The organism is Pseudomonas brassicacearum subsp. neoaurantiaca (assembly GCF_013608025.1).
Lineage (GTDB): Bacteria > Pseudomonadota > Gammaproteobacteria > Pseudomonadales > Pseudomonadaceae > Aquipseudomonas.
The window spans coordinates 29,341-51,021 of record NZ_VDLV01000044.1 but is presented as its reverse complement, the minus strand read 5'-3'; the positions used below and the strand labels follow the sequence as shown (position 1 = coordinate 51,021).

22 protein-coding genes are annotated in these 21,681 nt (G+C 59.9%); 16 read left to right on the top strand and 6 right to left on the bottom strand.

Features of this window, described 5'->3' with window-relative positions; all coding sequences use genetic code 11:
* The first annotated feature begins 55 nt into the window (after positions 1 to 55).
* A complete protein-coding gene (locus FHK92_RS21245; RefSeq protein ID WP_181289808.1) occupies positions 56 to 844 on the top strand; it encodes a hypothetical protein in 789 nt (262 codons plus the stop codon).
* A gap of 173 nt (positions 845 to 1,017) precedes the next feature.
* Here the strand turns inward: FHK92_RS21245 and prmB are convergent, their stop codons facing one another.
* Positions 1,018 to 1,926, bottom strand: a complete 909-nt coding sequence (gene prmB / locus FHK92_RS21240) for a 50S ribosomal protein L3 N(5)-glutamine methyltransferase (protein ID WP_181289807.1) — start codon at positions 1,924 to 1,926, stop codon at positions 1,018 to 1,020.
* A gap of 254 nt (positions 1,927 to 2,180) precedes the next feature.
* Between prmB and FHK92_RS21235 the strand changes: the two genes are divergently transcribed.
* From FHK92_RS21235 to FHK92_RS21215, 5 genes are all read left to right on the top strand, one after another.
* Positions 2,181 to 2,771 (top strand): cysteine hydrolase family protein, encoded by a 591-nt coding sequence (locus FHK92_RS21235; protein ID WP_181289806.1) that lies wholly within the window; start codon positions 2,181 to 2,183, stop codon positions 2,769 to 2,771.
* A gap of 131 nt (positions 2,772 to 2,902) precedes the next feature.
* Entirely contained in the window at positions 2,903 to 3,223 is a 321-nt protein-coding gene (locus FHK92_RS21230) for a hypothetical protein (protein WP_030142334.1), read from the top strand.
* A 74-nt stretch (positions 3,224 to 3,297) separates the two neighbouring features.
* Complete coding sequence (locus FHK92_RS21225) at positions 3,298 to 3,855, top strand: Smr/MutS family protein (protein ID WP_045156639.1); 558 nt, start codon at positions 3,298 to 3,300, stop codon at positions 3,853 to 3,855.
* 76 nt (positions 3,856 to 3,931) lie between these two features.
* Entirely contained in the window at positions 3,932 to 4,477 is a 546-nt protein-coding gene (gene folE, locus FHK92_RS21220; protein ID WP_030142335.1) for a GTP cyclohydrolase I FolE, read from the top strand.
* Positions 4,478 to 4,578: 101 nt separating this feature from the next.
* Positions 4,579 to 4,950 (top strand): glutathione S-transferase N-terminal domain-containing protein, encoded by a 372-nt coding sequence (locus FHK92_RS21215; protein WP_181289805.1) that lies wholly within the window; start codon positions 4,579 to 4,581, stop codon positions 4,948 to 4,950.
* 143 nt (positions 4,951 to 5,093) lie between these two features.
* On the opposite strand, the gene FHK92_RS21210 is transcribed toward FHK92_RS21215, so the two are convergent.
* The gene (locus FHK92_RS21210) at positions 5,094 to 6,260 is read right to left on the bottom strand and encodes an aminotransferase-like domain-containing protein (protein ID WP_181289804.1); all 1,167 of its coding nucleotides are present in this window, start codon (positions 6,258 to 6,260) and stop codon (positions 5,094 to 5,096) included.
* Positions 6,261 to 6,341: 81 nt separating this feature from the next.
* On the opposite strand from FHK92_RS21210, the gene FHK92_RS21205 reads away from it, so the two are divergent.
* From FHK92_RS21205 to FHK92_RS21195, 3 genes are all read left to right on the top strand, one after another.
* Positions 6,342 to 6,779 carry a MarR family winged helix-turn-helix transcriptional regulator gene (locus FHK92_RS21205; protein ID WP_181289803.1) on the top strand — a complete coding sequence of 146 codons (438 nt, stop codon included), beginning with the start codon at positions 6,342 to 6,344 and terminating at the stop codon, positions 6,777 to 6,779.
* A 332-nt stretch (positions 6,780 to 7,111) separates the two neighbouring features.
* Positions 7,112 to 8,461, top strand: a complete 1,350-nt coding sequence (locus FHK92_RS21200; RefSeq protein WP_181289802.1) for an NCS2 family permease — start codon at positions 7,112 to 7,114, stop codon at positions 8,459 to 8,461.
* 62 nt (positions 8,462 to 8,523) lie between these two features.
* Complete coding sequence (locus FHK92_RS21195; RefSeq protein ID WP_181289801.1) at positions 8,524 to 9,150, top strand: LysE family translocator; 627 nt, start codon at positions 8,524 to 8,526, stop codon at positions 9,148 to 9,150.
* Positions 9,151 to 9,345: 195 nt separating this feature from the next.
* On the opposite strand, the gene uraH is transcribed toward FHK92_RS21195, so the two are convergent.
* Complete coding sequence (gene uraH / locus FHK92_RS21190; RefSeq protein WP_181289800.1) at positions 9,346 to 9,699, bottom strand: hydroxyisourate hydrolase; 354 nt, start codon at positions 9,697 to 9,699, stop codon at positions 9,346 to 9,348.
* Positions 9,700 to 10,110: 411 nt separating this feature from the next.
* Here uraH and puuE point away from each other — a divergent pair, with 411 nt between their 5' ends.
* From puuE to FHK92_RS21160, 6 genes are all read left to right on the top strand, one after another.
* Positions 10,111 to 11,037: an allantoinase PuuE gene (puuE, locus tag FHK92_RS21185; protein ID WP_181289799.1), complete on the top strand. Its 927-nt coding sequence runs from the start codon at positions 10,111 to 10,113 to the stop codon at positions 11,035 to 11,037.
* Complete coding sequence (gene uraD, locus FHK92_RS21180; protein WP_181289798.1) at positions 11,034 to 11,549, top strand: 2-oxo-4-hydroxy-4-carboxy-5-ureidoimidazoline decarboxylase; 516 nt, start codon at positions 11,034 to 11,036, stop codon at positions 11,547 to 11,549. The genes puuE and uraD overlap by 4 nt, the downstream gene beginning before the upstream one ends.
* A gap of 66 nt (positions 11,550 to 11,615) precedes the next feature.
* On the top strand, positions 11,616 to 12,611 hold the full coding sequence (alc, locus tag FHK92_RS21175; RefSeq protein WP_181289797.1) for an allantoicase: 996 nt from the start codon (positions 11,616 to 11,618) through the stop codon (positions 12,609 to 12,611).
* 120 nt (positions 12,612 to 12,731) lie between these two features.
* On the top strand, positions 12,732 to 13,235 hold the full coding sequence (locus FHK92_RS21170; RefSeq protein WP_030142345.1) for an ureidoglycolate lyase: 504 nt from the start codon (positions 12,732 to 12,734) through the stop codon (positions 13,233 to 13,235).
* Positions 13,236 to 13,286: 51 nt separating this feature from the next.
* On the top strand, positions 13,287 to 14,582 hold the full coding sequence (locus FHK92_RS21165; protein ID WP_181289796.1) for a urate hydroxylase PuuD: 1,296 nt from the start codon (positions 13,287 to 13,289) through the stop codon (positions 14,580 to 14,582).
* A gap of 372 nt (positions 14,583 to 14,954) precedes the next feature.
* Positions 14,955 to 15,740 carry an outer membrane protein OmpK gene (locus FHK92_RS21160; RefSeq protein ID WP_181289795.1) on the top strand — a complete coding sequence of 262 codons (786 nt, stop codon included), beginning with the start codon at positions 14,955 to 14,957 and terminating at the stop codon, positions 15,738 to 15,740.
* Positions 15,741 to 15,793: 53 nt separating this feature from the next.
* Here the strand turns inward: FHK92_RS21160 and FHK92_RS21155 are convergent, their stop codons facing one another.
* From FHK92_RS21155 to FHK92_RS21145, 3 genes are all read right to left on the bottom strand, one after another.
* The gene (locus tag FHK92_RS21155; RefSeq protein ID WP_181289794.1) at positions 15,794 to 18,526 is read right to left on the bottom strand and encodes an RHS repeat domain-containing protein; all 2,733 of its coding nucleotides are present in this window, start codon (positions 18,524 to 18,526) and stop codon (positions 15,794 to 15,796) included.
* Between the two features lie 100 nt (positions 18,527 to 18,626).
* On the bottom strand, positions 18,627 to 19,787 hold the full coding sequence (locus tag FHK92_RS21150) for a patatin-like phospholipase family protein (RefSeq protein ID WP_181289793.1): 1,161 nt from the start codon (positions 19,785 to 19,787) through the stop codon (positions 18,627 to 18,629).
* A 36-nt stretch (positions 19,788 to 19,823) separates the two neighbouring features.
* A complete protein-coding gene (locus tag FHK92_RS21145) occupies positions 19,824 to 20,756 on the bottom strand; it encodes a lipid A biosynthesis lauroyl acyltransferase (RefSeq protein ID WP_181289792.1) in 933 nt (310 codons plus the stop codon).
* 118 nt (positions 20,757 to 20,874) lie between these two features.
* Between FHK92_RS21145 and minC the strand changes: the two genes are divergently transcribed.
* Complete coding sequence (gene minC / locus FHK92_RS21140; protein ID WP_181289791.1) at positions 20,875 to 21,609, top strand: septum site-determining protein MinC; 735 nt, start codon at positions 20,875 to 20,877, stop codon at positions 21,607 to 21,609.
* Positions 21,610 to 21,681: the final 72 nt, after the last annotated feature.

Genomic DNA, 21,681 nt, shown 5'->3' with positions numbered 1-21,681 from the left:
GTGTCGGACAGCGCAACGGCTGCCGACGATCCGGCCTGGACAGGATTTTGCCGTTATGACTGAGACTGAAACTTCACCCGACACCGCCGCCGAGACGGCCACCCCAGCGGCGGCGGAACTGCCTTGGGCGGACGTGCAGGCCGAGCATCATAAAATGCTCCGGCTGGCCCCGCTCAAGACCGATCGCGCCACTGGCGTGCGGCCCCTGCGGTTTGTCGAGTTCAGCTATGCCGAGCGCCATAGCAAGGAACGCAGCTTGCTGCGCATGAGCATTCAGTTGCCGGGCCAGCGGGTGCGCAAGGAACAGAACCACCTCGACGTCTGGGCCGACCACGTCGAGAAACGCCTGTTTTTCTCGCCTGACAGTTTGCAAGTCGAGCCTTTGAACCGAGGCATTGGCCGCTTCCTCGCTGCCCAAGGCGTGACCTGGGCCAAGAAGCGTTGGTCGAGCTATCGGGTTGACGGCACCGATTTGAACAACAAGGACGCGCTGAACGAAGACACGCGCCTGCGCCGCGATCACTTTCTCAAGGCCCACGGTTTCGAAGTGGTCTACGCCGACGCCCAGCACCTCAAGGGCAGCGTGAAACAAGCCCAGGTTGGCGATCTATCGGGCGACTGGAACACCGAAAAGCTGCAATTCGTCGAAATCCTCGAAGCCGCGCAGATGCTCCAGCAAGCCGAGCAGAACCTGGCGGAACAGGAGGTCAAACTCAAGCAGCAGGAAGAGAAGGTCAACAAGTTCAAGCGCGAGGACACCGGGTTGCGCTTCACCATTACTTGCCTGGTGGCGTTTGCGATGTTCCAGGCGGGGCTGTTGATTTGGATTGCGACGCGGCATTGATGGCTATCAGAAGTGTCTGACGCACCCGGTGGCGAGGGGATTTATCCCCGCTGGGCTGCGCAGCAGCCCCCGACACTTGTTCTGATACACCGCGGCGCTAGATTTAGGGGCGCTTCGCACCCCAACGGGGATAAATCCCCTCGCCACAAAAGCGGTCGCCAACACAGCCAGCGTTAAACCCTGGAAGCAAACAACGCCTGATGTTCGCGGCACTGCTCGGCGCTGAGCATGAACACACCGTGCCCACCGCGCTCGAACTCCAACCAGGCGAAATCGACTTCCGGGTACAGCGCTTCGACGTGCACCTGGCTGTTGCCCACTTCAACGATCAACAGACCTTTGTCGGTCAGATGGTCGGCTGCCTCGGCCAACATCCGCCGAACCAGGTTCAAGCCATCATCGCCACAGGCCAGGCCCAGTTCGGGCTCGTGCTGATACTCCTGGGGCATGTCGGCGAAATCTTCCGCATCGACGTAGGGCGGGTTCGACACGATCAGGTCGAAGCGTTGACCCGGCAGCCCATCGAAACCATCCCCCTGAACCGTGAATACACGCTCATCGACGCCGTGACGCTCGATGTTCTGGTTGGCCACTTCCAGCGCTTCGAACGACAAGTCCGCAAGCACCACCTCGGCCTCGGGGAATTCATAGGCGCAAGCGATCCCGATGCAACCGGAGCCGGTGCACAGGTCCAGGATTCGCGCAGGCTCCTGACCAAGCCAAGGCTCGAAACGTTTTTCGATCAACTCGCCGATAGGCGAACGCGGAATGAGCACGCGCTCGTCGACGATGAATGACATGCCGCAGAACCAGGCCTCACCCAACAAGTACGCGGTCGGAATGCGTTCCGCGATGCGCCGGCGAAGCAGACGTTGCACATGTACCAATTCCTCGTCTTCGAGGCGGCAGTCCAGGTAGCTGTCGGCAATTTCCCAAGGCAGGTGCAGCGCGCCCAATACCAATTGGCGCGCCTCGTCCCAGGCGTTGTCGGTGCCATGGCCAAAGAACAGATCCTCCCCATGGAAACGGCTGACGGCCCAACGGATATGGTCGCGCAGGGTGCGAAGGCGAGAAGTGATCACGGCGGCAAACTCCAGAAAAATCGACGGGCGAGTCTACCAGCCAAACGCATGCCCCCCCAAACGCGCCCCAAGGACGAAAAGAAAGCGCCGCATCAACTGTAGGATCCATCCGTTTTTTGAGCGCACCATTGAACAAGATGTCGATCTTGACAAGGCTGTAGGCCAGCAATGACGGCCCTTGCGATGGAAGCGATTCACAGAACCGCTCAGCCAGAGGAGAATGTCGCAAAAGCCCCACTCGAAGGAGCCCCAGAATGTCCGTTCCAAAAACGATGTTTCAACTCAGTGGCCGTGGTTATGCGGCGGCCAACCTGAGTCAAGCGACCCTGATCATCATCGACGCCCAGAAGGAATACCTCGCCGGCCCCCTGGCCCTGAGCGGCATGGATGAGGCAGTCGCGAACATCAAGCAATTGCTCGGCGCGGCCCGCGCCGCCGGTCGGCCGATCGTGCATGTGCGCCACCTGGGCACCCATGGCGGACTGTTCGACCCACAGGGCGAGCGTGGGGAATTCATTCCAGGCCTCGAGCCCCAGGGCGACGAAACCGTGATCGAAAAACTGCTGCCCAGCGCTTTCCACGGCACCGACCTGAAGAAGCGCCTGGAAGAACTCGGTCCCCTGGACTTGATCGTCTGCGGCTTCATGAGCCATTCCAGCGTCAGCACCACCGTGCGCGCCGCCAAGAACCTGGGTTTCCGTTGCACCCTGGTGGAGGACGCCTGCGCCACACGCGACCTGCCGCACAAGGGCGGCGTCCTCAGCGCCGAACACGTACACCAGACCGAAATGGCAATCATGGCGGACAACTTCGCCACCCTGGCCATGACCCGCGACTTCGCCTGATCCCGCCCTGGATGAGCGGTCGCTGTGCCGCTCATCCGCAAAAGCCTCTCATTTGCCGCAATAGTCTTGGCTTCAGGAACAACCCGAACATCTTCCGGTCGAAGGGCCGATACCCATTGAGGAAGGTCGGAATGAAGATATCCGATGGATTTGACGCACGTCGCTTGCGGCCCAAAGGCCCGAGCAACTGGCGATTTCGTATCGGCGCGGGCATCGCGGCGCTGCTGGCAACGCTCGGCGTGCTGCTGGCAATGGCCGGCGCCGCCAGCCTGCTGGGCCGTCCGCCCGCACTGGGCGAGTTGAATGCCACCCCACTGGGTTCGGCGGTCATCCTGGCAATCGGTCTGTTGGTACTGCTACTTGGCGTCTGGCTCTGGCGCCGTTGCCGCCGACGCGCCCGCCAATCCCTGGAGCTGGCGATGGCTCCGCACCTGATGAAAAAGCACGACTGATCCGCCATCCGACGTTTTGTCGCGCCCTATCCCACCGGAGTTGGGTAAACTGGCCGGCCTTCGCGGAGGCTGACATGCAAGACGACGACTTTTCCCTGTTCAAAAGTGCGATCCAGGGCGTAAAACCAATCAAACACGATCGCGCCGAAACGGGCAAACCCAAGGCTGATCGCGCACAGATCGCCAAGCTGCGCCAGGCCGCCACCGTACGCACCGACGCCACCACCGTAGACGGGTTGTCCGATCAGTTCGTCATTGACGTCGGCCCCGAAGACGAGTTGATGTGGGCGCGCGACGGCGTTCAGGAGAGCCAGATGCGCAAGCTGAAGGTTGGCCAGATTCCCTTCGAAGGCAGCCTCGACCTGCACGGCATGACCGTTGAAAAAGCCCGGGAGACGCTCTGGGCCTTCCTGGCCGAAGCCACCAGGTTTGAAATCCGCTGCGTGCGCGTCACCCACGGCAAGGCTGTGCGGCTGGACGGCAAGCGGCCAATGATCAAGAGCCACGTCAACACCTGGCTGCGCCAGCACCCGCAAGTGCTCGGCTTCACCTCCTGCCAGGCGAAACACGGCGGCGCCGGAGCGGTCTACGTGATGCTCAAGCGCACCATGATGGAAGGCCGCGACGAATAGCCCCGATTGCCGAGCTTGCAGCGCCGAGTCCGCCACCGTACCCTTGCCCTTTGCGTAAATCCCCACAGGTAGTTTCATGTCTCTGGAACAGAATTACACCGCGATTCTCGGCCAACTGGGCGAGGACGTTTCCCGCGAGGGCCTGCTCGACACGCCCAAGCGCGCTGCCAAGGCCATGCAGTACCTTTGCCGCGGTTATGAACAGACCCTGGAAGAAGTCACCAACGGTGCCTTGTTCAGCTCCGACAACAGCGAGATGGTGCTGGTCAAGGACATCGAGTTGTACTCGCTGTGCGAGCACCATTTGTTGCCGTTCATCGGCAAGGCCCATGTTGCCTACATCCCGAGCGGCAAGGTGTTGGGCCTGTCGAAGGTCGCGCGCATCGTCGACATGTATGCCCGTCGCCTGCAGATCCAGGAAAACCTCAGCCGCCAGATCGCCGACGCGGTCCAGCAAGTGACCGGCGCCTTGGGCGTGGCCGTGGTGATCGAGGCCAAGCACATGTGCATGATGATGCGCGGTGTGGAAAAGCAGAATTCCTCGATGATCACTTCGGTGATGCTCGGTGAGTTCCGCGAGAATGCGGCGACCCGCATGGAATTCCTCAGCCTGATCAAGTAAAGCGTCCCGCGAAGAAAACCGGCATTGATCGCCGGTTTTTTTTCGCCCGCGAAAAATCAGGTAAGCTGCGCGCCCTCTTCTTTCCGCCGTGAGGCTATAACGTGATCGTCAAAGCGCTTCGAGTTGGCCTGGGCCAGCTCATTATCTTCATCGACTTCATCACCCGCCCCGGCAAGAAGAAGCGTCCGGCCGAAGCCCAGGCCCAAGTCGAACAGGCGGCTCGCGGCCTGACGTTGTATCAATTCCATGCCTGCCCGTTCTGCGTGAAGACGCGCCGGACCCTGCGTCGCCTCAACGTACCAGTGGCTTTGCGCGATGCGAAGAACAACGAACAGGACCGCCAGACGCTGCTGGAACAGGGCGGCCGAATCAAGGTGCCGTGCCTGCGCATCGAAGAAAATGGCGAGACCACTTGGATGTATGAGTCCAAGGTGATCATTGATTACCTGGATAAGCGGTTTTCAGCGGTCTGAGTATTTGATGGTGGGCTGAGGGCCTCATCGCGAGCAAGCTCGCTCCCACAGGAGGCCGCTGCTGACTATCACTCTGCGGTCATGCACGGTTCCCTGTGGGAGCGAGCTTGCTCGCGATAGGGCCAGCCTGGTCGCCGCATCAATCAGGCTGCCTTGGCCGCCAAAGCCCCCCGCACCACCGCCGCCAATCGCTTCAGGCCCTCATCCAGCCGCGCCGGATCGATGTGGCTGAAGTTCAAGCGCAAGTGCCCAAGGTGCTTGTCCGGCTCGGGAAAGAACGGTTCCCCCGGCATGAACGCCACGTCAACCGCCAACGCCTCGGCCAGCAAGGTCCGGGTGTCCAGCGGTTGCTTGAGCGTCAGCCAGAAAAACAACCCGCCCTGTGGCATGTTCCAGTCCGCGATATCGGAAAAGTGCTGCTGTAGCGCAGCCTGGAACCGATCGCGCCGATCCCGGTAGAACCCCCTCAACTCATGCAGGTGGCTGCGGTACTGCTCGGTGCCAATCCATTGCAGCGCCTGCCATTGGCCGATGCGATTGGTGTGCAGGTCCGCCGACTGCTTGAGCCGCAGCAGATGCGGAAACAAGTCCGGGCTGGCGATCAGATAACCCACCCGCAGGCCCGGCAACAGGGTTTTCGACACAGTGCCGGTGTAGATCCAACTGGCCTTCCTCAAGCGACTGGCAATGGGCGTGGCGCTGCCGCCGTCGAAGGTCAGCTCGCGGTAAGGTTCGTCTTCGACCAGCGTCACGCCGAACTCGTCCAGCAGCGCCGCCACCGCGTCGCGCTTGGCCTCGCTGTAGCGCACCGCCGAAGGGTTCTGGAACGTTGGGATCAGGTAGATGAACGCTGGGCGATGCTGCTCCAGCCGGGCCCGCATGCGCTTCAGGTCCGGGCCGTCCGTCTCCAGCGGCACGGTGATGCAGTCGGCGCCGAACAACTGGAAAATCTGCAAGGCCGCGAGATACGTCGGCGCTTCGAGCATGACCTCGGTGCCGACGTCGATGTGCAGCTTGGCCGCCAGGTCGAGGGTTTGCTGGGAACCACTGACCACCAGCACTTGGCTCGCCTCGCAAGCCAGCCCCAACGACCGCGCCTGCGCCGCCAGTGCTTCGCGCAGGGCCGGCTCGCCCTCGCTCATGCCGTATTGGCCCATGGACAACGGCATCGCATCCCACTCCACCTTGGGCAGCATGGCTTCGGCCGGCAGGCCACCGGCAAAGGACATCACTTCCGGGCGCTGCGCCGCGGCAAGGATTTCTCGAATCAAAGAGCTTTTGAGGCGCGAGACACGTTCGGAAAAAGCCATGGGGTCACCTGTAGCGAGGCCTTGGAGAAATGAGTCAAACTGTTTGACCGAAATTACCTCACCGCTCTTGGAAACGTCAACATGATTGACCTTAAGAACCCGTCCTCCCAACAAATGGCCATGGAAGCATTCTTCTTCGGTTACCAGGCGTTCACCGCCAAGGCCGATGAAATGCTTGAGCGTCGCGGCTTGAGCCGGGTGCACCAGCGCATCGTTTTTTTCATCGCCCGTTACCCTTCCTTGAGCGTGAAGGAACTGCTGGCATTGCTGGGCGTGACCAAGCAGGCATTGAACATGCCCTTGCGGCAATTGATGGAAATGCATCTGGTCAGCAGCGTCGCGTCCGAGACCGACAAGCGAAAGCGGCTGTTGGAGCTGACCGCCGAAGGTGACCGCTTTGAACAGGCGTTGCGGCGTGAACAGGTGAAATTGCTGGAGCGGGTGTTTGCCGAGGCCGGGGAAGCGGCAGTGGATGGATGGCTGGCGGTGAATATGGCACTGGGGAAATCCGGTGAGTGAAGGCGTCTGATCAAACGCTATCGCGAGCAAGCTCGCTCCCACAGGGGTTCAGTCGTGAACACAGATCTTGCATTCATCACAGTCCACTGTGGGAGCGAGCTTGCTCGCGATAGCGTCCGCACAGGCGATATATCCCTATTGCCAGATATTTCGTCGACAAAACAGAAAACATTATTTGCTTTATTTGTATACAAAAGGATAATTCGCTTCGTGCGAGTTCCTGACCAAACGGTCAACAACTTCGCCAGCCTTACATGCCTCAATGCCTCGTAGCCCTCCTCAGGGAGCACGCGATGCTGAAATAACAATAAAACTCTTGAGGAGTACTCGCTGTGGAAAGCCGCAAACCCGAAGCCCAGACACTGGACCTTTCGCCGCCATTACGCAGTGGCTGGCTGGAGCGTATCTTCAAACTCAGCTTGCACGGCACCACGGTGAAGACCGAGCTGATCGCCGGTCTGACAACCTTCATCACCATGGCCTACATCATTTTCGTCAACCCCAACATCATGGCCGACGCGGGCATCGATCATGGCGCAGCGTTCGTCGCCACCTGCATCGCCGCCGCCCTGGGTTGCCTGTTGATGGGCCTTTACGCGAACTGGCCGGTGGGCCTGGCGCCAGGCATGGGCCTGAATGCCTTCTTCACCTACACCGTGGTCGGCACCATGGGCTACAACTGGGAAACCGCGCTGGGCGCGGTGTTCATTTCCGGTGTGTTGTTTATGATTCTGACCTTGTCGCGGGTGCGTGAATGGCTGCTCAACAGCATTCCCGTGAGCCTGCGCTTCGCCATGGGCGCAGGGGTCGGATTGTTTCTCGGGCTGATCGGCCTGAAGACCGCCGGCATCATCGTCGACAGCCCCGCCACCCTGATCAAGCTCGGCTCGTTGCGTGAGCCCGGTCCGTTGTTGGCGGCGGTGTGCTTCCTGATGATCGCCGTGCTCAGTTATCACCGCGTGTTCGGCGCGATCCTGATCAGCATCATCGCCGTGACCCTGGCCGGTTGGGGCCTGGGACTGGTGCAGTACAACGGCGTCATGTCGACACCACCGAGCCTGGCCCCGACCTGGATGGCGATGGACGTGGCCGGTGTGTTCAACATCAGCATGATCAGCGTGGTGCTAGCCTTCCTCTTCGTGCACATGTTCGACACCGCTGGCACCCTGATGGGCGTCGCCCAGCGCGCCGGCCTGGTGAAAGCCGATGGCAAGATCGAGAACCTGTCCCGCGCCCTGAAAGCCGACAGCGCGTCCAGCGTATTCGGCGCCATGGTCGGCGTGCCGCCGGTGACCAGCTACGTGGAAAGCGCTGCCGGTGTCGCCGCCGGTGGCCGTACGGGGCTTACCGCCGTGACTGTCGGTGTGCTATTTATTGCCGCCATGTTCTTCGCACCGCTGGCCGGGATGATCCCGGCCTATGCCACGGCCGGTGCCTTGATTTATGTCGCCATGCTGATGATGGGCGGCATGGCCCACATCGAATGGGACGAACCCACCGACAGTATTCCGGCGATCGTCACGGCCATCATGATGCCCCTGACCTTCTCGGTCGCCGATGGCATCGCGCTGGGTTTCATCACCTACGTGGTGCTCAAGGCCGGTACCGGTAAACACAAGGAAATCTCCGTCAGCCTGTGGGTGCTCTGCGCGATCTTCATCGCCAAGTTCATCTTCTTGTAAGCGATACCGTATTCACCCGCCTCACCCATTGGGTGAGGCTTTTGTACATCAGGAGCAAAGCAATGAATCTGGAAACCTGGCTGTTGTTCAGCGGTGCTGCCTTGGTGGTGATCCTCATCCCCGGCCCGTTGTCGTTGTTGATGATCGGCAATAGCCTGAACTATGGCCTGCGCCGCTCGTATCCGGCGTTCCTGGGTGGCGTGATCGCGTCGATCTGCCTGTTGAGCGCTTCGGCGCTGGGGCTTGGTGCGTTGTTGATGGCGTCGGAGCAATTGTTCAGTGCCCTGAAAATCGTCGGTGCGTTATACCTGTTCTACCTTGCCTGGCAGAGCTGGCAGCAATCGCGCCAGCCTTCCCAGGGCGCCGAGGTACCCCAAGCGGCCGCCATTCCGCGCTTCCGCGCCTTGTTCGGTCGGGCGTTCGTGTTGGGGGCAAGCAACCCGAAAGACATCCTGTTCTTCGCCGCGTTCTTGCCGCAATTCTTGAACGCCGAGCAAGCCTTCCTGCCACAACTGCTGATCATGATCGCCACCTGGACCGTACTCGACCTGCTATGCAAGCTGGCTTATGGGCTAGGTGCCCATGGCGCCGCCCGGTATCTGCGCACCGGTAAGGGCCAGAGCTGGTTCAACCGGGTCAGTGCCGGGTTGTTCAGCGGTGCCGGGGCGGCTTCCCTGTTGAGCCGCTGAAAAAGCAAAAGCATCGCGAGCAAGCTCGCTCCCACACCGATTCCTGGCGCTCACGAAACCCTGTGGGAGCGAGCTTGCTCGCGATGAGTCCCCCACTTATTCGATGGACGAAAAAAAGCCCGCAGTGTGAGCGGGCTGAAAACCAAAGAAGCTCTATGCGCAGTCGCTTCCAGGGCAAGGCAGTTGCTTGGGGGATCAACTGCCTCGATAGGTTGAATAGGCGTAAGGCGAAATCAGCAAGGGCACATGGTAATGATCCTGCTCGGCCGAAATACCGAAGCGCAGCACCACCACATCGAGAAACGCCGGCTCGGCCAGTTGAACGCCACGGGCGCGGTAGTAGTCACCGGCGTGGAATTGGATCTGGTAGACCCCGCTGCGGTAATCGTCCCCCTGCAGTAGCGGCGCGTCGCAACGGCCGTCGCTGTTGGTCAAGGCACTGGCGAGCAACTGCAATTGCGAGCCATCGACACGGTACAGCTCAATCTTGATCGAGCTTCCAGGGCAACCGTGCGCTGCATCCAAAACGTGAGTAGTCAAACGTCCCATTGATTGTGCGCGCCTCGCTGCAGAGCAGTCCGGCCCGACGCCTCCTGAATCAGTTGAAAGACAGGCCGCACCGTTTCGGAGCACGAAACGCTACGGCGATGAGCGAATTAAGACACTTTAAACATAAATTGTACACAATAAAAAATACTTATTTTACCCATGGGTCACGCGACTACAGTTCGACGTCGTGTTCAAGCCAAACCAACGGATACGTGACGCTCCACGGGATAAATTGACCAAGTGGGCAGGTTTCTTGCAGTGTAGACATCGTGGGGTCACGGTGAAAAATGCAAAAATTCAGGCTTACAAATCGCGCATAAAGTTGTATACAATCACTCCATCGTCGTGACGCCAGCCTGAAACTCATCGCCAGGGCGCCACCCACATGGTTCGAACAAGAAGGAAACTGCAGTGAGCGCTGACTACCCACGCGACCTGATCGGTTACAGCAATAACCCTCCGCATCCACACTGGCCGGGCAATGCCCGCATCGCCCTGTCCTTCGTACTCAATTACGAAGAAGGCGGCGAGCGCAACGTTCTTCACGGCGACAAGGAATCCGAAGCGTTCCTTTCGGAGATGGTCGCGGCGCAACCGCTGCAAGGCGAGCGCAACATGAGCATGGAATCGCTGTACGAGTATGGCAGCCGTGCCGGCGTCTGGCGGGTCCTCAAGTTGTTCAAGGAATTTGACATTCCGCTGACCATCTTCGCAGTAGCAATGGCCGCCCAGCGCCACCCGGACGTGATTCGCGCCATGGTCGCCGCCGGTCACGAAATCTGCAGCCACGGCTATCGCTGGATTGACTATCAATACATGGACGAGGCCCAGGAACGTGAGCACATGCTCGAAGCGATCCGCATCCTCACCGAAATCACTGGCGAGCGTCCATTGGGCTGGTACACCGGCCGTACCGGCCCGAACACCCGGCGCCTGGTGATGGAAGAAGGTGGTTTCCTTTATGACAGCGACACCTACGACGACGACCTGCCCTATTGGGAGCCGAACAACCCCACCGGCAAGCCGCACCTGGTGATCCCCTACACCCTCGACACCAATGACATGCGCTTCACCCAGGTGCAGGGTTTCAACAAGGGCGACGATTTCTTCCAGTACCTCAAGGACGCTTTCGACGTGTTGTACGCCGAAGGCGCCGAAGCCCCGAAGATGCTCTCCATCGGCCTGCATTGCCGCTTGATCGGCCGCCCTGCGCGCCTGGCCTCCCTCAAGCGTTTCCTCGAATACGCCAAGGGCCATGAGCAGGTCTGGTTCAGCCGCCGCGTCGACATCGCTCGTCACTGGCAACAGACCCATCCGTATCAGGGAGCGTCCAAATGACCGCTTTCCAGACCCTCAAGCCTTCCGCTTTGAGCCGCGAAGCGTTCGTCAAAGCCTTCGCCGATATCTACGAACATTCGCCATGGGTGGCCGAAAAGGCCTTCGACCTGGGCCAGGATCCCTCGATCGATCAGATCGAGACCCTGCACCAGCGCATGAGCGACATCCTGTTGAGCGCCGATCACGCCAGCCAATTGGCGCTGATCAACGCTCACCCGGACCTGGCCGGCAAAGCCGCCGTCCAGGGCCAACTGACCGAAGCCAGCACCAACGAACAGGCTGGCGCCGGTATCCACCAATGCACGGCCGAAGAGTTCCAGCGCTTCACCGAGCTGAACGAGGCCTATAAAGCCAAGTTCAAGTTTCCCTTCATCATGGCGGTAAAAGGCAGCAACCGGCACCAGATCCTCGCCGCGTTCGAAACGCGCATCCACCACTCGGCAGACGCCGAATTCAAATGCGCACTGGCGGAGATCAACAAGATCGCGTTGTTCCGATTACTGACTCTTTAGCGAGCGGTTCCTGACACCAGGTCCTGCAAGCATCCCCAGCCAACTTATCAAAGGCAGACAAGAAGAATGAAAGCTTACGCCGTACCGTTCGAAAAGTTCGTCAACCTGGCCGACGCCCGCCTGGGCACCAAGATCATCTCGGTAACCGATGACTGGTTCGCCGACGCCAACCGCCTGTTCCAGCCGACTCCGGCCGTGTGGAAGGAGGGCGTGTTCGACGACAACGGCAAGTGGATGGACGGCTGGGAGTCGCGCCGCAAGCGCTTCGAAGGCTACGACAGCGCGGTGATCCGCCTGGGCGTGCCGGGCTCGATCAAGGGCGTGGACATCGACACTTCATTCTTCACCGGCAACTACCCACCGTCGGCTTCCCTGGAAGCGTGTTTCCTGGCGGAAGGCGAGCCGGATGAGAACACCCAGTGGACTGAAGTACTGTCGGCCGTCGAGCTGCAGGGCAACAGCCACCACTACCACGAAATCAGCAATGACCAGGCCTTCAGCCACCTGCGCTTCAACATCTACCCCGATGGCGGCGTGGCCCGGCTGCGGGTCTATGGCATTCCGTACCGCGACTGGTCGGCCGTGGGCGATAACGAACAGATCGACCTGGCTGCTGCTCTCAATGGCGGGCGCGCCCTGGCCTGCTCGGACGAACATTTCGGTCGCATGAGCAACATCCTCAACCCAGGACGCGGCGTGAACATGGGTGATGGCTGGGAAACCGCCCGTCGTCGCACCCCTGGCAACGACTGGGTGATCGTCGCCCTGGGCCATGCCGGTATCGTTGAAAAAGTCGTCGTCGACACGCTGCACTTCAAAGGCAACTACCCCGACAGCTGCTCGATCCAGGGCGCATTCGTCAAGGGCGGCACCGACAGCCAGATCGAAACCCAATCGCTGTTCTGGCGCGAACTGCTGCCGAGCCAGAAGCTGGAAATGCACGCCGAACACACCTTCGCCGAGCAAATCAAGGAACTGGGGCCGATCACTCATATCCGCCTCAATGTGTTCCCGGACGGTGGCGTGAGCCGCCTGCGGGTGCTGGGCAAGGTCGCGAAATAAGGGTGAACCCAAATCGCGAGCAAGCTCGCTCCCACATTTGGAATGCATTCTCCTGTGGGAGCGAGCTTGCTCGCGATGGCGGCACAACAAACAACACGAATTCAAGGTAAGAAAACCAGCATGCGCACACTCAAGATCGAACCGTTGACCAAAGAAGCCTTCGCCCCGTTCGGTGACGTGATCGAAACCGACGGCAGCGATCACTTCATGATCAACAACGGCTCGACCATGCGCTTCCATCGCCTGGCGACGGTTGAAACCGCCACGCCGGACGACAAGGCGATCATCAGCATTTTCCGCGCCGACGCGCTGGACATGCCGTTGACCGTGCGCATGCTGGAGCGCCATCCGCTGGGCAGCCAGGCCTTCATTCCGCTGCTCGGCAACCCCTTTCTGATCGTGGTCGCGCCACTTGGCGATGCACCTGTATCAGGCTTGGTCCGCGCCTTCGTCACCAACGGCAGGCAGGGCATCAATTACCATCGCGGCGTCTGGCACCACCCGGTGCTGACGATCGAAAAGCGGGATGACTTCCTGGTGGTTGATCGCAGTGGCACAGGCAATAACTGCGATGAGCATTTTTTCCAAGAGGATGAGTTTCTGATCCTCGCCCCCCACCAATAAGAGAAGGTCCGATCCCCCGAATACAAGGGCGACGGGCGAGAGGTAAAGACTGTGGAAGCACATTTGCTGGAATGGCTGAACCTGAGCATCCGCTGGGTTCACATGATCACTGGCGTGGCCTGGATCGGCGCGTCGTTCTACTTCGTCTGGCTGGAAAACAACCTCAATCGCGTCAACCCCCGAAGCGGCCTGGCCGGCGACTTGTGGGCCATCCACGGTGGCGGTATCTACCACCTGGAAAAGTACAAACTCGCGCCACCGTCCATGCCGGACAACCTGCACTGGTTCAAGTGGGAAGCCTACTTCACCTGGATGTCGGGCATCGCGCTGTTGTGCGTGGTGTTCTATTGGAACCCGACCGTCTACCTGCTGGCCCCGGGCAGCAGCCTGAGTGGCCCGGAAGGCGTCGCCCTGGGCATCGGCTCGTTGTTCGTCGGCTGGTTCGTCTATTCCTTCCTCTGCGATTCAGCCCTGGGTAAACGCCCTGCCCTGCTCGGCCTGATCCTGTTCGTGCTGTTGATCGCCGCCGCGTACGGATTCAGCAAGGTGTTCAGCGGTCGCGGTGCCTACCTGCACGTCGGCGCCGTCATCGGCACGATCATGGTCGGCAACGTGTTCCGCATCATCATGCCGGCCCAGCGCGCATTGGTAGCGGCCATCGCCGAAAACCGTACCCCCGACCCGACGCTGCCAGCCAAGGGCCTGTTGCGTTCGCGCCACAACAACTACTTCACCCTGCCGGTGCTGTTCATCATGATCAGCAATCATTTCCCGAGCACCTACGGCAGCCAATACAACTGGCTGATCCTGGCCGGGATCGCTGTGGCGGCGGTGTTGGTGCGTCACTACTTCAACACCCGGCATGACAGCAATCGGTTTGCCTGGACGCTGCCGGTCGGCGCCTTGGCGATGATCTGCCTGGCGTATGTCACCGGTCCCAAGCCGATGCCCACCGCGCCGGAAGTCGCCAAGGTCCAGGGTGCGATCGAATATCAGCCACTGCCCGAGACTGCCGTGGGCGGCGGCGCCAAACCGGCGGCACCGGCGCAGGCACCCGCGCCAGCCCAGGCTTCCAATGCCCAAGGTCCGTCATTCGAAAAAGTCCACAGCGTGATCCAGGAACGCTGCTCGGTCTGCCACTCGGCCAAGCCCACCAGCCCGCTGTTCAGTGCGGCGCCGGGCGGGGTGATGTTCGATACACCGCAGCAGATCCAGCAACAGGCCGCGCGCATCCAGGCCCAGGCCGTGACCAACCAGATCATGCCGTTGGGCAACATTACGCAGATGACCCAGCAGGAACGCGACCTGATCGGCGCCTGGATCGCCCAAGGCGCGCGCACCAACTAGTCCTGAGTACATTTCGCCCTACATGCAATACCGCAGACAGGCAGACCGGCACACCACCGGTCGCCCGTCAGCGGCCGCCTGCGCCTCAACAATAAGAACAAGAGGAAAGCTCCATGCACGCGTCCCATCGCCACGCCTCTGAATGCGCCGTAGCAGCGCACTTGAGCCGCACCCTGCTAGTCCGTATCCTGCGCGGCCGCTCGAACCCGGACACTTCGAAAATAACCATAAGATCCTGAGCGACCCACCGACTTTCAGCCACTGCCACAAACAAAAAGCTGACCGAACGGATGTTTTGTCCGTGGAAAAAGGCGCCACACCAGAGCGCCCACGAAAAGAACGCGGTATCACTTACCTTTGGGAGCAAACCGAATGAAACGTACATGCACCAGCTTGATAGTCGCAGGATCGTTGCTGGCGGGGGGACAGGCCGTGGCAGGCGACCTGCTCCAATGGCAGAACAACAGCCTGAGCTACCTTTATGGCAAGGATTTCCAGATCAACCCGCGCATCCAGCAAACCGTGACGTTCGAGCACGCCGATGCCTGGAAATACGGCGACAATTTTTTCTTCCTCGACCGCATCTTCTATAACGGCCAGGACGACAGCCAGTCCGGCCCGAACACGTACTACGGTGAGTTCAGCCCACGCCTGTCGTTCGGCAAGATCTTCGATCAGAAGCTGGAAATGGGCCCGGTCAAGGACGTGCTGCTGGCAATGACCTACGAGTTCGGCGAAGGCGACAACGAGTCGTACCTGATCGGCCCGGGCTTCGACCTGGCGATTCCCGGTTTCGATTACTTCCAGTTGAATTTCTATAACCGCCAGACAGAAGGCGCACGTGCCGGCGACAACGTCTGGCAGATCACGCCGGTCTGGGCCTACACCGTGCCGGTGGGCTCATCCGACATCCTGATCGACGGTTTCATCGACTGGGTGGTGGACAACGACACCAACTCCAAGGGCACCTACCACGCCAACCTGCACATCGTCCCGCAGATCAAATATGACCTGGGCAAGGCCTTGAAACTGGGCGCCAAGCAGTTGTATGTCGGTGTGGAATATGACTATTGGAAAAACAAGTACGGTATCAAGGATAGCTCCTCTTTCAAAACCGATCAGAACGTAACCAGTTTCCTTATGAAGTTACATTTTTAATCCCCACCCGAATTGGCCTAGCATTTAAATGCTAGGCCATCCACCAAGCTGCTTCATCGCCTTACTTGGCTAAATGCTTTTACCAATACGTCTTTAGCGGGCGGATGGCTGCGTAAGATCTTAGTGACTAAATCCATGTGCGGTTCCTCTGTAAAAACAACACGAATTTCTTCAGAAGCTATACCGAACCGCACGCCAGTTTCACCCTGCACATCTGACGAGACCCTGATGATCCTCCCAGCGTCACTGCTGTCGGGTAAAACGCCATAAACAACAGCAAAACTATTCTCCACCAATTGCCTGGAGTCTGAGTCCAGCGCCGCCCAACGTTCAAGACGACCTTGCAACAATTCTCGTTTAGCCTCATGAAAGTCCGGGTCCATCTCCTTCTGTGACAGGTCGCCTAAATGCGATTCGAGATCAACCTTACCCACCTCGGGATTCCATTGCTTTCCGTTATTAAGGTTACTGTAATCATAAGCCCCGCCAAAGTTATCGAAATTGACGGTAGAGACATATTCTTTATTGACTGCTCCTTTGCGCAAAGCATTTCCCGCCTCACCACCGAAAGGAAAAAGCTTCTCCTCCAGCAATTTCCCCATAGGCAACAAGTGCCCCGTCAATGACGACTCCCCCAGGGTAAACGCAAGTAAGCTTGAAGAATCAGACCCATGAAAATACTTTGCACCTTGACCGTGCTCATCAAGCTTGCTCTTGCTAAAACTAATGCCTCGTTGGCGAGTATCAATACGATCAGAATCAAACGACAGCGTCAGCATAGGTTTAAATTTCACAAGCCCATCGGCATCGCTAAACACCACCGGACTGTTGAGCACGTAGAGGAAGTAATTCAGACCATCCACATTTCCCGCCGGATCCGGACTGATCCATCGTTGCAACCAACTCACGTAATACCGGAACCCATAATAATAGAGCCCTGTCGCATCCCGCTCTTTTCCTGAATAGCGCACCGTTTTATAACTCGCTTCGACCTCACTTCGCCCAGCAAACCAGGCCGTGCCGCCATAGGGGTGATAGGTTTCCTGGCTGATCACCCCCGCCTCGCTATCCAGCTCCAGGCTACTGGAACCCAGATGATCGGTCAGGTTGTAGCGGAACTGATCATTGGCAATACCGGCAGGCGGTGGCGTTTCCCAGTGCAGGACCTGCATAACGCTGCGTCCGGCCTGCACGCAGATCACATGCAACACTTCGCCCGTGCCTTCATGTGTGCGGATTTCCAGGCCCGGCAGATAACGAACCTCCGAAATCAGCGAGCGGGCACTGGTATGGGTGACACGGACCTTACGGCGGCGCATTCCGTCGCCGCCGTAGAAGTACCATTCACAATCATCACCGCTTTCTCGTTTAACCGGTCGCACCTCGCGCAACTGGTTGCGCAGATCCCAGCCCATTATCTGGCCCGGTTGCAACATCAGCAGGTTACCGTTGCCGTCAAACGCGGCGGCAATTTGGTCGTCAGTCGGAGGCCGGTCATCTTGGTAGGGCAGGCAGCGGTTGCTGTAACGCGCCGCACTCACTTTGCGGCTGTGGTTTTGCGGGCCGACATGGACCAGCTCCAGCAAGTTGCCGCCCGCGTCGTAGTGGTAAGTTTGTTGAAAGTTCGCTACTGCGCTCGGATTGTCGAAACGGTTGAATTCCGGCCCTCTGCTGACGCGCCCCGTTTCCCAGCCAGTTGCGCGGGTCAATTGATAGAGGCTGTCATAGTCATAGCGGCTGATCGGCTCAACCCGCTGGTTGGCAAAATAGCGGATTGGCAGGGCAGCGTCTTCGACGCTCAGTATGTTACCCACCGGGTCATAGTCGTAGCGAAGATCCTGCAGGGGCACGCTGTCGTCACGTGCAGCATGGAATTGTATGAGCCGGCCGTCTTCGGCACTGTATCTCAGCGTGCTGACCACACCGTTCCCGGCGGTTTCCCGCTCGACTTGGCCGCCGGCGCTGTAGGCTATGTCACTGACCAGTGTGAGGGGCGTAGCTTGGCCACTCAGTTGCAGATGATTCGCAAGCAACTGGCCATCGACGGTGTAATCGAACAGCTGCCGATTGTCCTTGGCATCGACCTGCTCCAGCACATCGCCCAACGGGTTGAAACATGTCACGCTGGTGGCGGCTTGCGCTACAGGCTCCAGCAGAGCATCGCGCTCCGGCAACGTTTGTGGCCAATCCGGTAATTCCAGCGCTCGTAAAAACCGCTGGGTTTGCTCAATTACTCCACCGGTCAAGGCGTATTCATACACGGCCTGGGTACCCGCCGGGTCATCATGCCGGATCATCTGGCCGCATTGGTTGTGAACGGCGAAATCAGCTCCAGCATCCGCATACTCATAGCGCTCGGTGCAGCGAACAGCTTCGTCTTTGCCTTGTTCGAAAACGGCCAGAGGGCGTAGCAAGTTGTCGTATTCGATCCGGCGCCCGGTGTCCCGGCTGCACCAGGTTTGCACCGGTTGATCGCTGTCGCCGAACAGACTGATGCGCTCACCGGCATCAACGCTGATCGACCCCAGCACCTTGCCTGACAGTGAATATCGACTGATCAGGTTGGCAGGCGATGCCGCGTCTTTCTTATTGAGCGCCCAAAGCCTGGGGTCCCATTGCTTGACCGGACGCCCGACCGAGTCGCGAGCGCTGCGGTTGATCCGTTTTTCGGCTTCAGTGGCCTCGATGGCCCGGCAGTAAGCGACCGTACGTACATCGAGTCCGCGGGAATCAACAACGGTCAATGTTGGCGTATTAGCGTGGATGTTCGCGGCCAATCCCGACATGAGCCAGGCTCTCCATCGAATTCGTCCACGTAGTAAACGGCCAGATTGACGTTACGGACAACTGTCAAAGATGACAGGGCCGATCAACGGCAAATTCCTTTCAGCTACCGGAAAGTCCCAAGAACCGACTCAACGCCTCACGCTGCGCCAGCGCATCCTGACGCCCAAGCTCGATCAATTCGCCGCAGTACCCCGCCTCGAACAGCAGATAGCTCAACACGCCGGCACCGCTGGTCTTGGTCGCGCCCGGCCCACGCAGAAAAACCCGCAGCGCACGGGGCAGCTCCTGGCGATGACGGGCGGCGATTTCATCGATCGGCTGGCTCGGTGAAATCACCAACACTTCCACCGCAGCCGCCCCGAGCGCATGGGCCGGTACGTCGTCGGGCAGCAGGTGACTGAACTGGTTGAGACGTTCGAGCAACTCGATGTCGCTTTCCAGGCTGTCGATGAACGTGCTGTTGAGCATGTGGCCGCCGATCTGCGCGAGCGTCGGTTGCAGGCCGGTGTAAGTACGCTCTTGGGGCGTTTGCCCGCCCGCACCGCGAGGGTTGCCACTGACACCGATGACCAGCACCCGATTGGCTCCCAGGTGCAAGGCCGGGCTGATCGGCGCCGATTGGCGCACCGCGCCGTCACCGAAATATTGAGGGCCGATCTTGACCGGCGCGAACAGCAAGGGGATCGCCGAGCTGGCCAGCAAGTGCTCCACCGACAATTGCGCGGGTACACCGATGCGCCGATGCCGCAACCAGGCATCAATGGTGCCGCGACCTTGATAGAACGTCACCGCCTGTCCGGACTCGTAGCCGAACGCGGTCACTGCCACCGCCCGCAATTGGTGCTCCACGATGGCCTGCTCGATCCCCGACGCGTGGAATTGCGCCTGGAGCAACTCGCGCAATGGCGAGCTGTCGATCAGCGCCACCGGCAACTTCGCCCCCAGTCCCAACAGGCTGTGACCGAAGAAACGCGTCGCCTGGGCCAGCACGCCGCGCCAGTCGCTGCGCATCACCTGATGGCTGCGCACCGCCTGCCAGAACGCCGTCAGCCGCTCGATGGCGGTCTTGAAGTCGGTCGCCCCGCTTGCCAGGCTGACCGCATTGATGGCGCCAGCCGAAGTGCCGACGATCACCGGAAACGGGTTTCGCGCCCCGTCCGGCAATAACTCGGCGATGGCCGCCAATACGCCCACCTGATATGCCGCCCGAGCCCCGCCGCCGGAAAGAATCAATCCTGTCACCGGTTCAGCTGGGGTCATCGCAATGCTCCGTGCTCAGTCAATTGGGCTACATACTCAACCGCGTTTTTCGTACAGCTTCGGCTCACCCGGCGGACGGCTCTTGAAACGCCGATGGGCCCAGAGGTATTGCTCGGGACAGACACTCACCGAGCGCTCGACCCATTGATTGATCCGAATGCAATCGCCTTCATCAGTCTCGCCGGGGAAATCCTCCAGCGGCGCCTGGATCACCAGGCGATAGCCGCGGCCATCGGCCAGCCGTTCCTGGACGAACGGCACGACCAGCGCCTTGCCCAGGCGGGCGAACTTGCTGGTCGCGGTCACCGTTGCGGCCTGGATGCCAAACAATGGCACGAACACGCTTTGCTTGGCACCGTAGTCCTGGTCCGGCGCATACCAGATCGCCCGGCCGGCGCGCAGCAACTTGAGCATGCCGCGCACGTCTTCACGCTCCACCGCCAGGGAATCGAGATTGTGCCGCTCGCGGCCCCGGCGCTGGATATAGTCGAACAGTGGGTTATCGTGCTCGCGGTACATGCCGTCGATGGTGTGCTGCTGGCCGAGCAGCGCCGCGCCGATTTCCAGCGTGGTGAAATGCAGCGCCATGAGGATCACGCCCTTGCCATCGCGCTGGGCCTGCTTGAGGTGCTCCAGTCCTTCGATATGGGCCAGCTTCGCCAGGCGCGAACGCGACCACCACCAGCTCATGGCCATTTCGAAGAAGGCGATACCGGTGGAGGCGAAGTTTTCCTTGAGCAGACGCTTGCGCTCGGCGGCGGACTTTTCGGGGAAACACAGCTCCAGATTCCGATTGGCGATGCGCCGCCGGTCGCCGGCCACCCGGTACATCAGTGCGCCCAGCGCACGGCCGATCCGCAGCAGCAATGGATAGGGCAACTGAACGATCAGCCATAACAACCCCAGGCCGCACCACAGCAGCCAGAAACGCGGATGAAAAAATGCAGCTCGAAAACGCGGGCGATCCATTACAGCTTCCATTAAGACATGGGCCGCGCATTCTACATTGTTCGACCCGGGTTGCGGCTGGCGGACGATCTCGTTATAAGTCTCGGCACTTTTAGTGACAAGTCGTTGTACGCCGACCATGAGCCAAACCGAACCGCTAGACCAAGATCCCGTGTTCCAGCTGAAGGGCAGCATGCTCGCCATTACGGTGCTGGAACTGGCCCGTAACGACCTGGAAGGTCTTGACCGGCAGTTGGCGGCAAAAGTCGCCCAGGCCCCGAATTTCTTCAGCAATGCCCCGCTGGTGCTGGCGTTGGACAAGCTGCCGGCCGGCGAAGGCTCGGTGGACTTGCCAGGCCTGATGCGCGTTTGCCGCCAGCACGGCCTGCGCACCCTGGCGATCCGCGCCAGCCGTATCGAAGACATCGCCGCCGCCATTGCCGTGGATATCCCGGTGCTGCCTCCTTCGGGCGCCCGTGAACGGGTGCTGGAACTGAACCCGGCCGAACCGAAAAAACCGGAAAAACCACCCGAGCCCACCATCAAGCCCACCCGGGTCATCACCTCGCCGGTGCGCGGCGGACAGCAGATTTATGCCCAGGGTGGCGATCTGGTCGTCGTGTCCTCGGTCAGCCCGGGGGCGGAACTTCTGGCCGATGGCAACATCCATGTATACGGCCCGATGCGCGGCCGTGCGCTGGCCGGTGTCAAGGGCGACACCAAGGCAAGGATCTTCTGTCAGCAGTTGAGCGCTGAACTGGTCTCCATCGCCGGGCAATACAAGGTTTCCGAGGATTTGCGGCGCGACCCGTTGTGGGGGGCCGGCGTCCAGGTCAGCCTGTCGGGCGACGTGTTGAACATCATTCGGCTTTAACGGATACTGCCGCATTTTCCAAGCATCTCTAAAACATAGCGAATACGGCTTCCATGACGTAGGAAAAAGGAT

Excerpts from the sequence above, each read along its gene's own strand:
- FHK92_RS21245 (WP_181289808.1), top strand. The coding sequence starts at position 56 with ATGACTGAGACTGAAACTTCACCCGACACCGCCGCCGAGACGGCCACC.
- FHK92_RS21235 (WP_181289806.1), top strand. The coding sequence starts at position 2,181 with ATGTCCGTTCCAAAAACGATGTTTCAACTCAGTGGCCGTGGTTATGCG.
- FHK92_RS21230 (WP_030142334.1), top strand. The coding sequence starts at position 2,903 with ATGAAGATATCCGATGGATTTGACGCACGTCGCTTGCGGCCCAAAGGC.
- FHK92_RS21225 (WP_045156639.1), top strand. The coding sequence starts at position 3,298 with ATGCAAGACGACGACTTTTCCCTGTTCAAAAGTGCGATCCAGGGCGTA.
- folE (WP_030142335.1), top strand. The coding sequence starts at position 3,932 with ATGTCTCTGGAACAGAATTACACCGCGATTCTCGGCCAACTGGGCGAG.
- FHK92_RS21210 (WP_181289804.1), bottom strand. The coding sequence starts at position 6,260 with ATGGCTTTTTCCGAACGTGTCTCGCGCCTCAAAAGCTCTTTGATTCGA.
- FHK92_RS21205 (WP_181289803.1), top strand. The coding sequence starts at position 6,342 with ATGATTGACCTTAAGAACCCGTCCTCCCAACAAATGGCCATGGAAGCA.
- FHK92_RS21195 (WP_181289801.1), top strand. The coding sequence starts at position 8,524 with ATGAATCTGGAAACCTGGCTGTTGTTCAGCGGTGCTGCCTTGGTGGTG.
- uraH (WP_181289800.1), bottom strand. The coding sequence starts at position 9,699 with ATGGGACGTTTGACTACTCACGTTTTGGATGCAGCGCACGGTTGCCCT.
- uraD (WP_181289798.1), top strand. The coding sequence starts at position 11,034 with ATGACCGCTTTCCAGACCCTCAAGCCTTCCGCTTTGAGCCGCGAAGCG.
- alc (WP_181289797.1), top strand. The coding sequence starts at position 11,616 with ATGAAAGCTTACGCCGTACCGTTCGAAAAGTTCGTCAACCTGGCCGAC.
- FHK92_RS21170 (WP_030142345.1), top strand. The coding sequence starts at position 12,732 with ATGCGCACACTCAAGATCGAACCGTTGACCAAAGAAGCCTTCGCCCCG.
- FHK92_RS21160 (WP_181289795.1), top strand. The coding sequence starts at position 14,955 with ATGAAACGTACATGCACCAGCTTGATAGTCGCAGGATCGTTGCTGGCG.
- FHK92_RS21155 (WP_181289794.1), bottom strand. The coding sequence starts at position 18,526 with ATGTCGGGATTGGCCGCGAACATCCACGCTAATACGCCAACATTGACC.
- FHK92_RS21150 (WP_181289793.1), bottom strand. The coding sequence starts at position 19,787 with ATGACCCCAGCTGAACCGGTGACAGGATTGATTCTTTCCGGCGGCGGG.
- FHK92_RS21145 (WP_181289792.1), bottom strand. The coding sequence starts at position 20,756 with ATGGATCGCCCGCGTTTTCGAGCTGCATTTTTTCATCCGCGTTTCTGG.
- minC (WP_181289791.1), top strand. The coding sequence starts at position 20,875 with ATGAGCCAAACCGAACCGCTAGACCAAGATCCCGTGTTCCAGCTGAAG.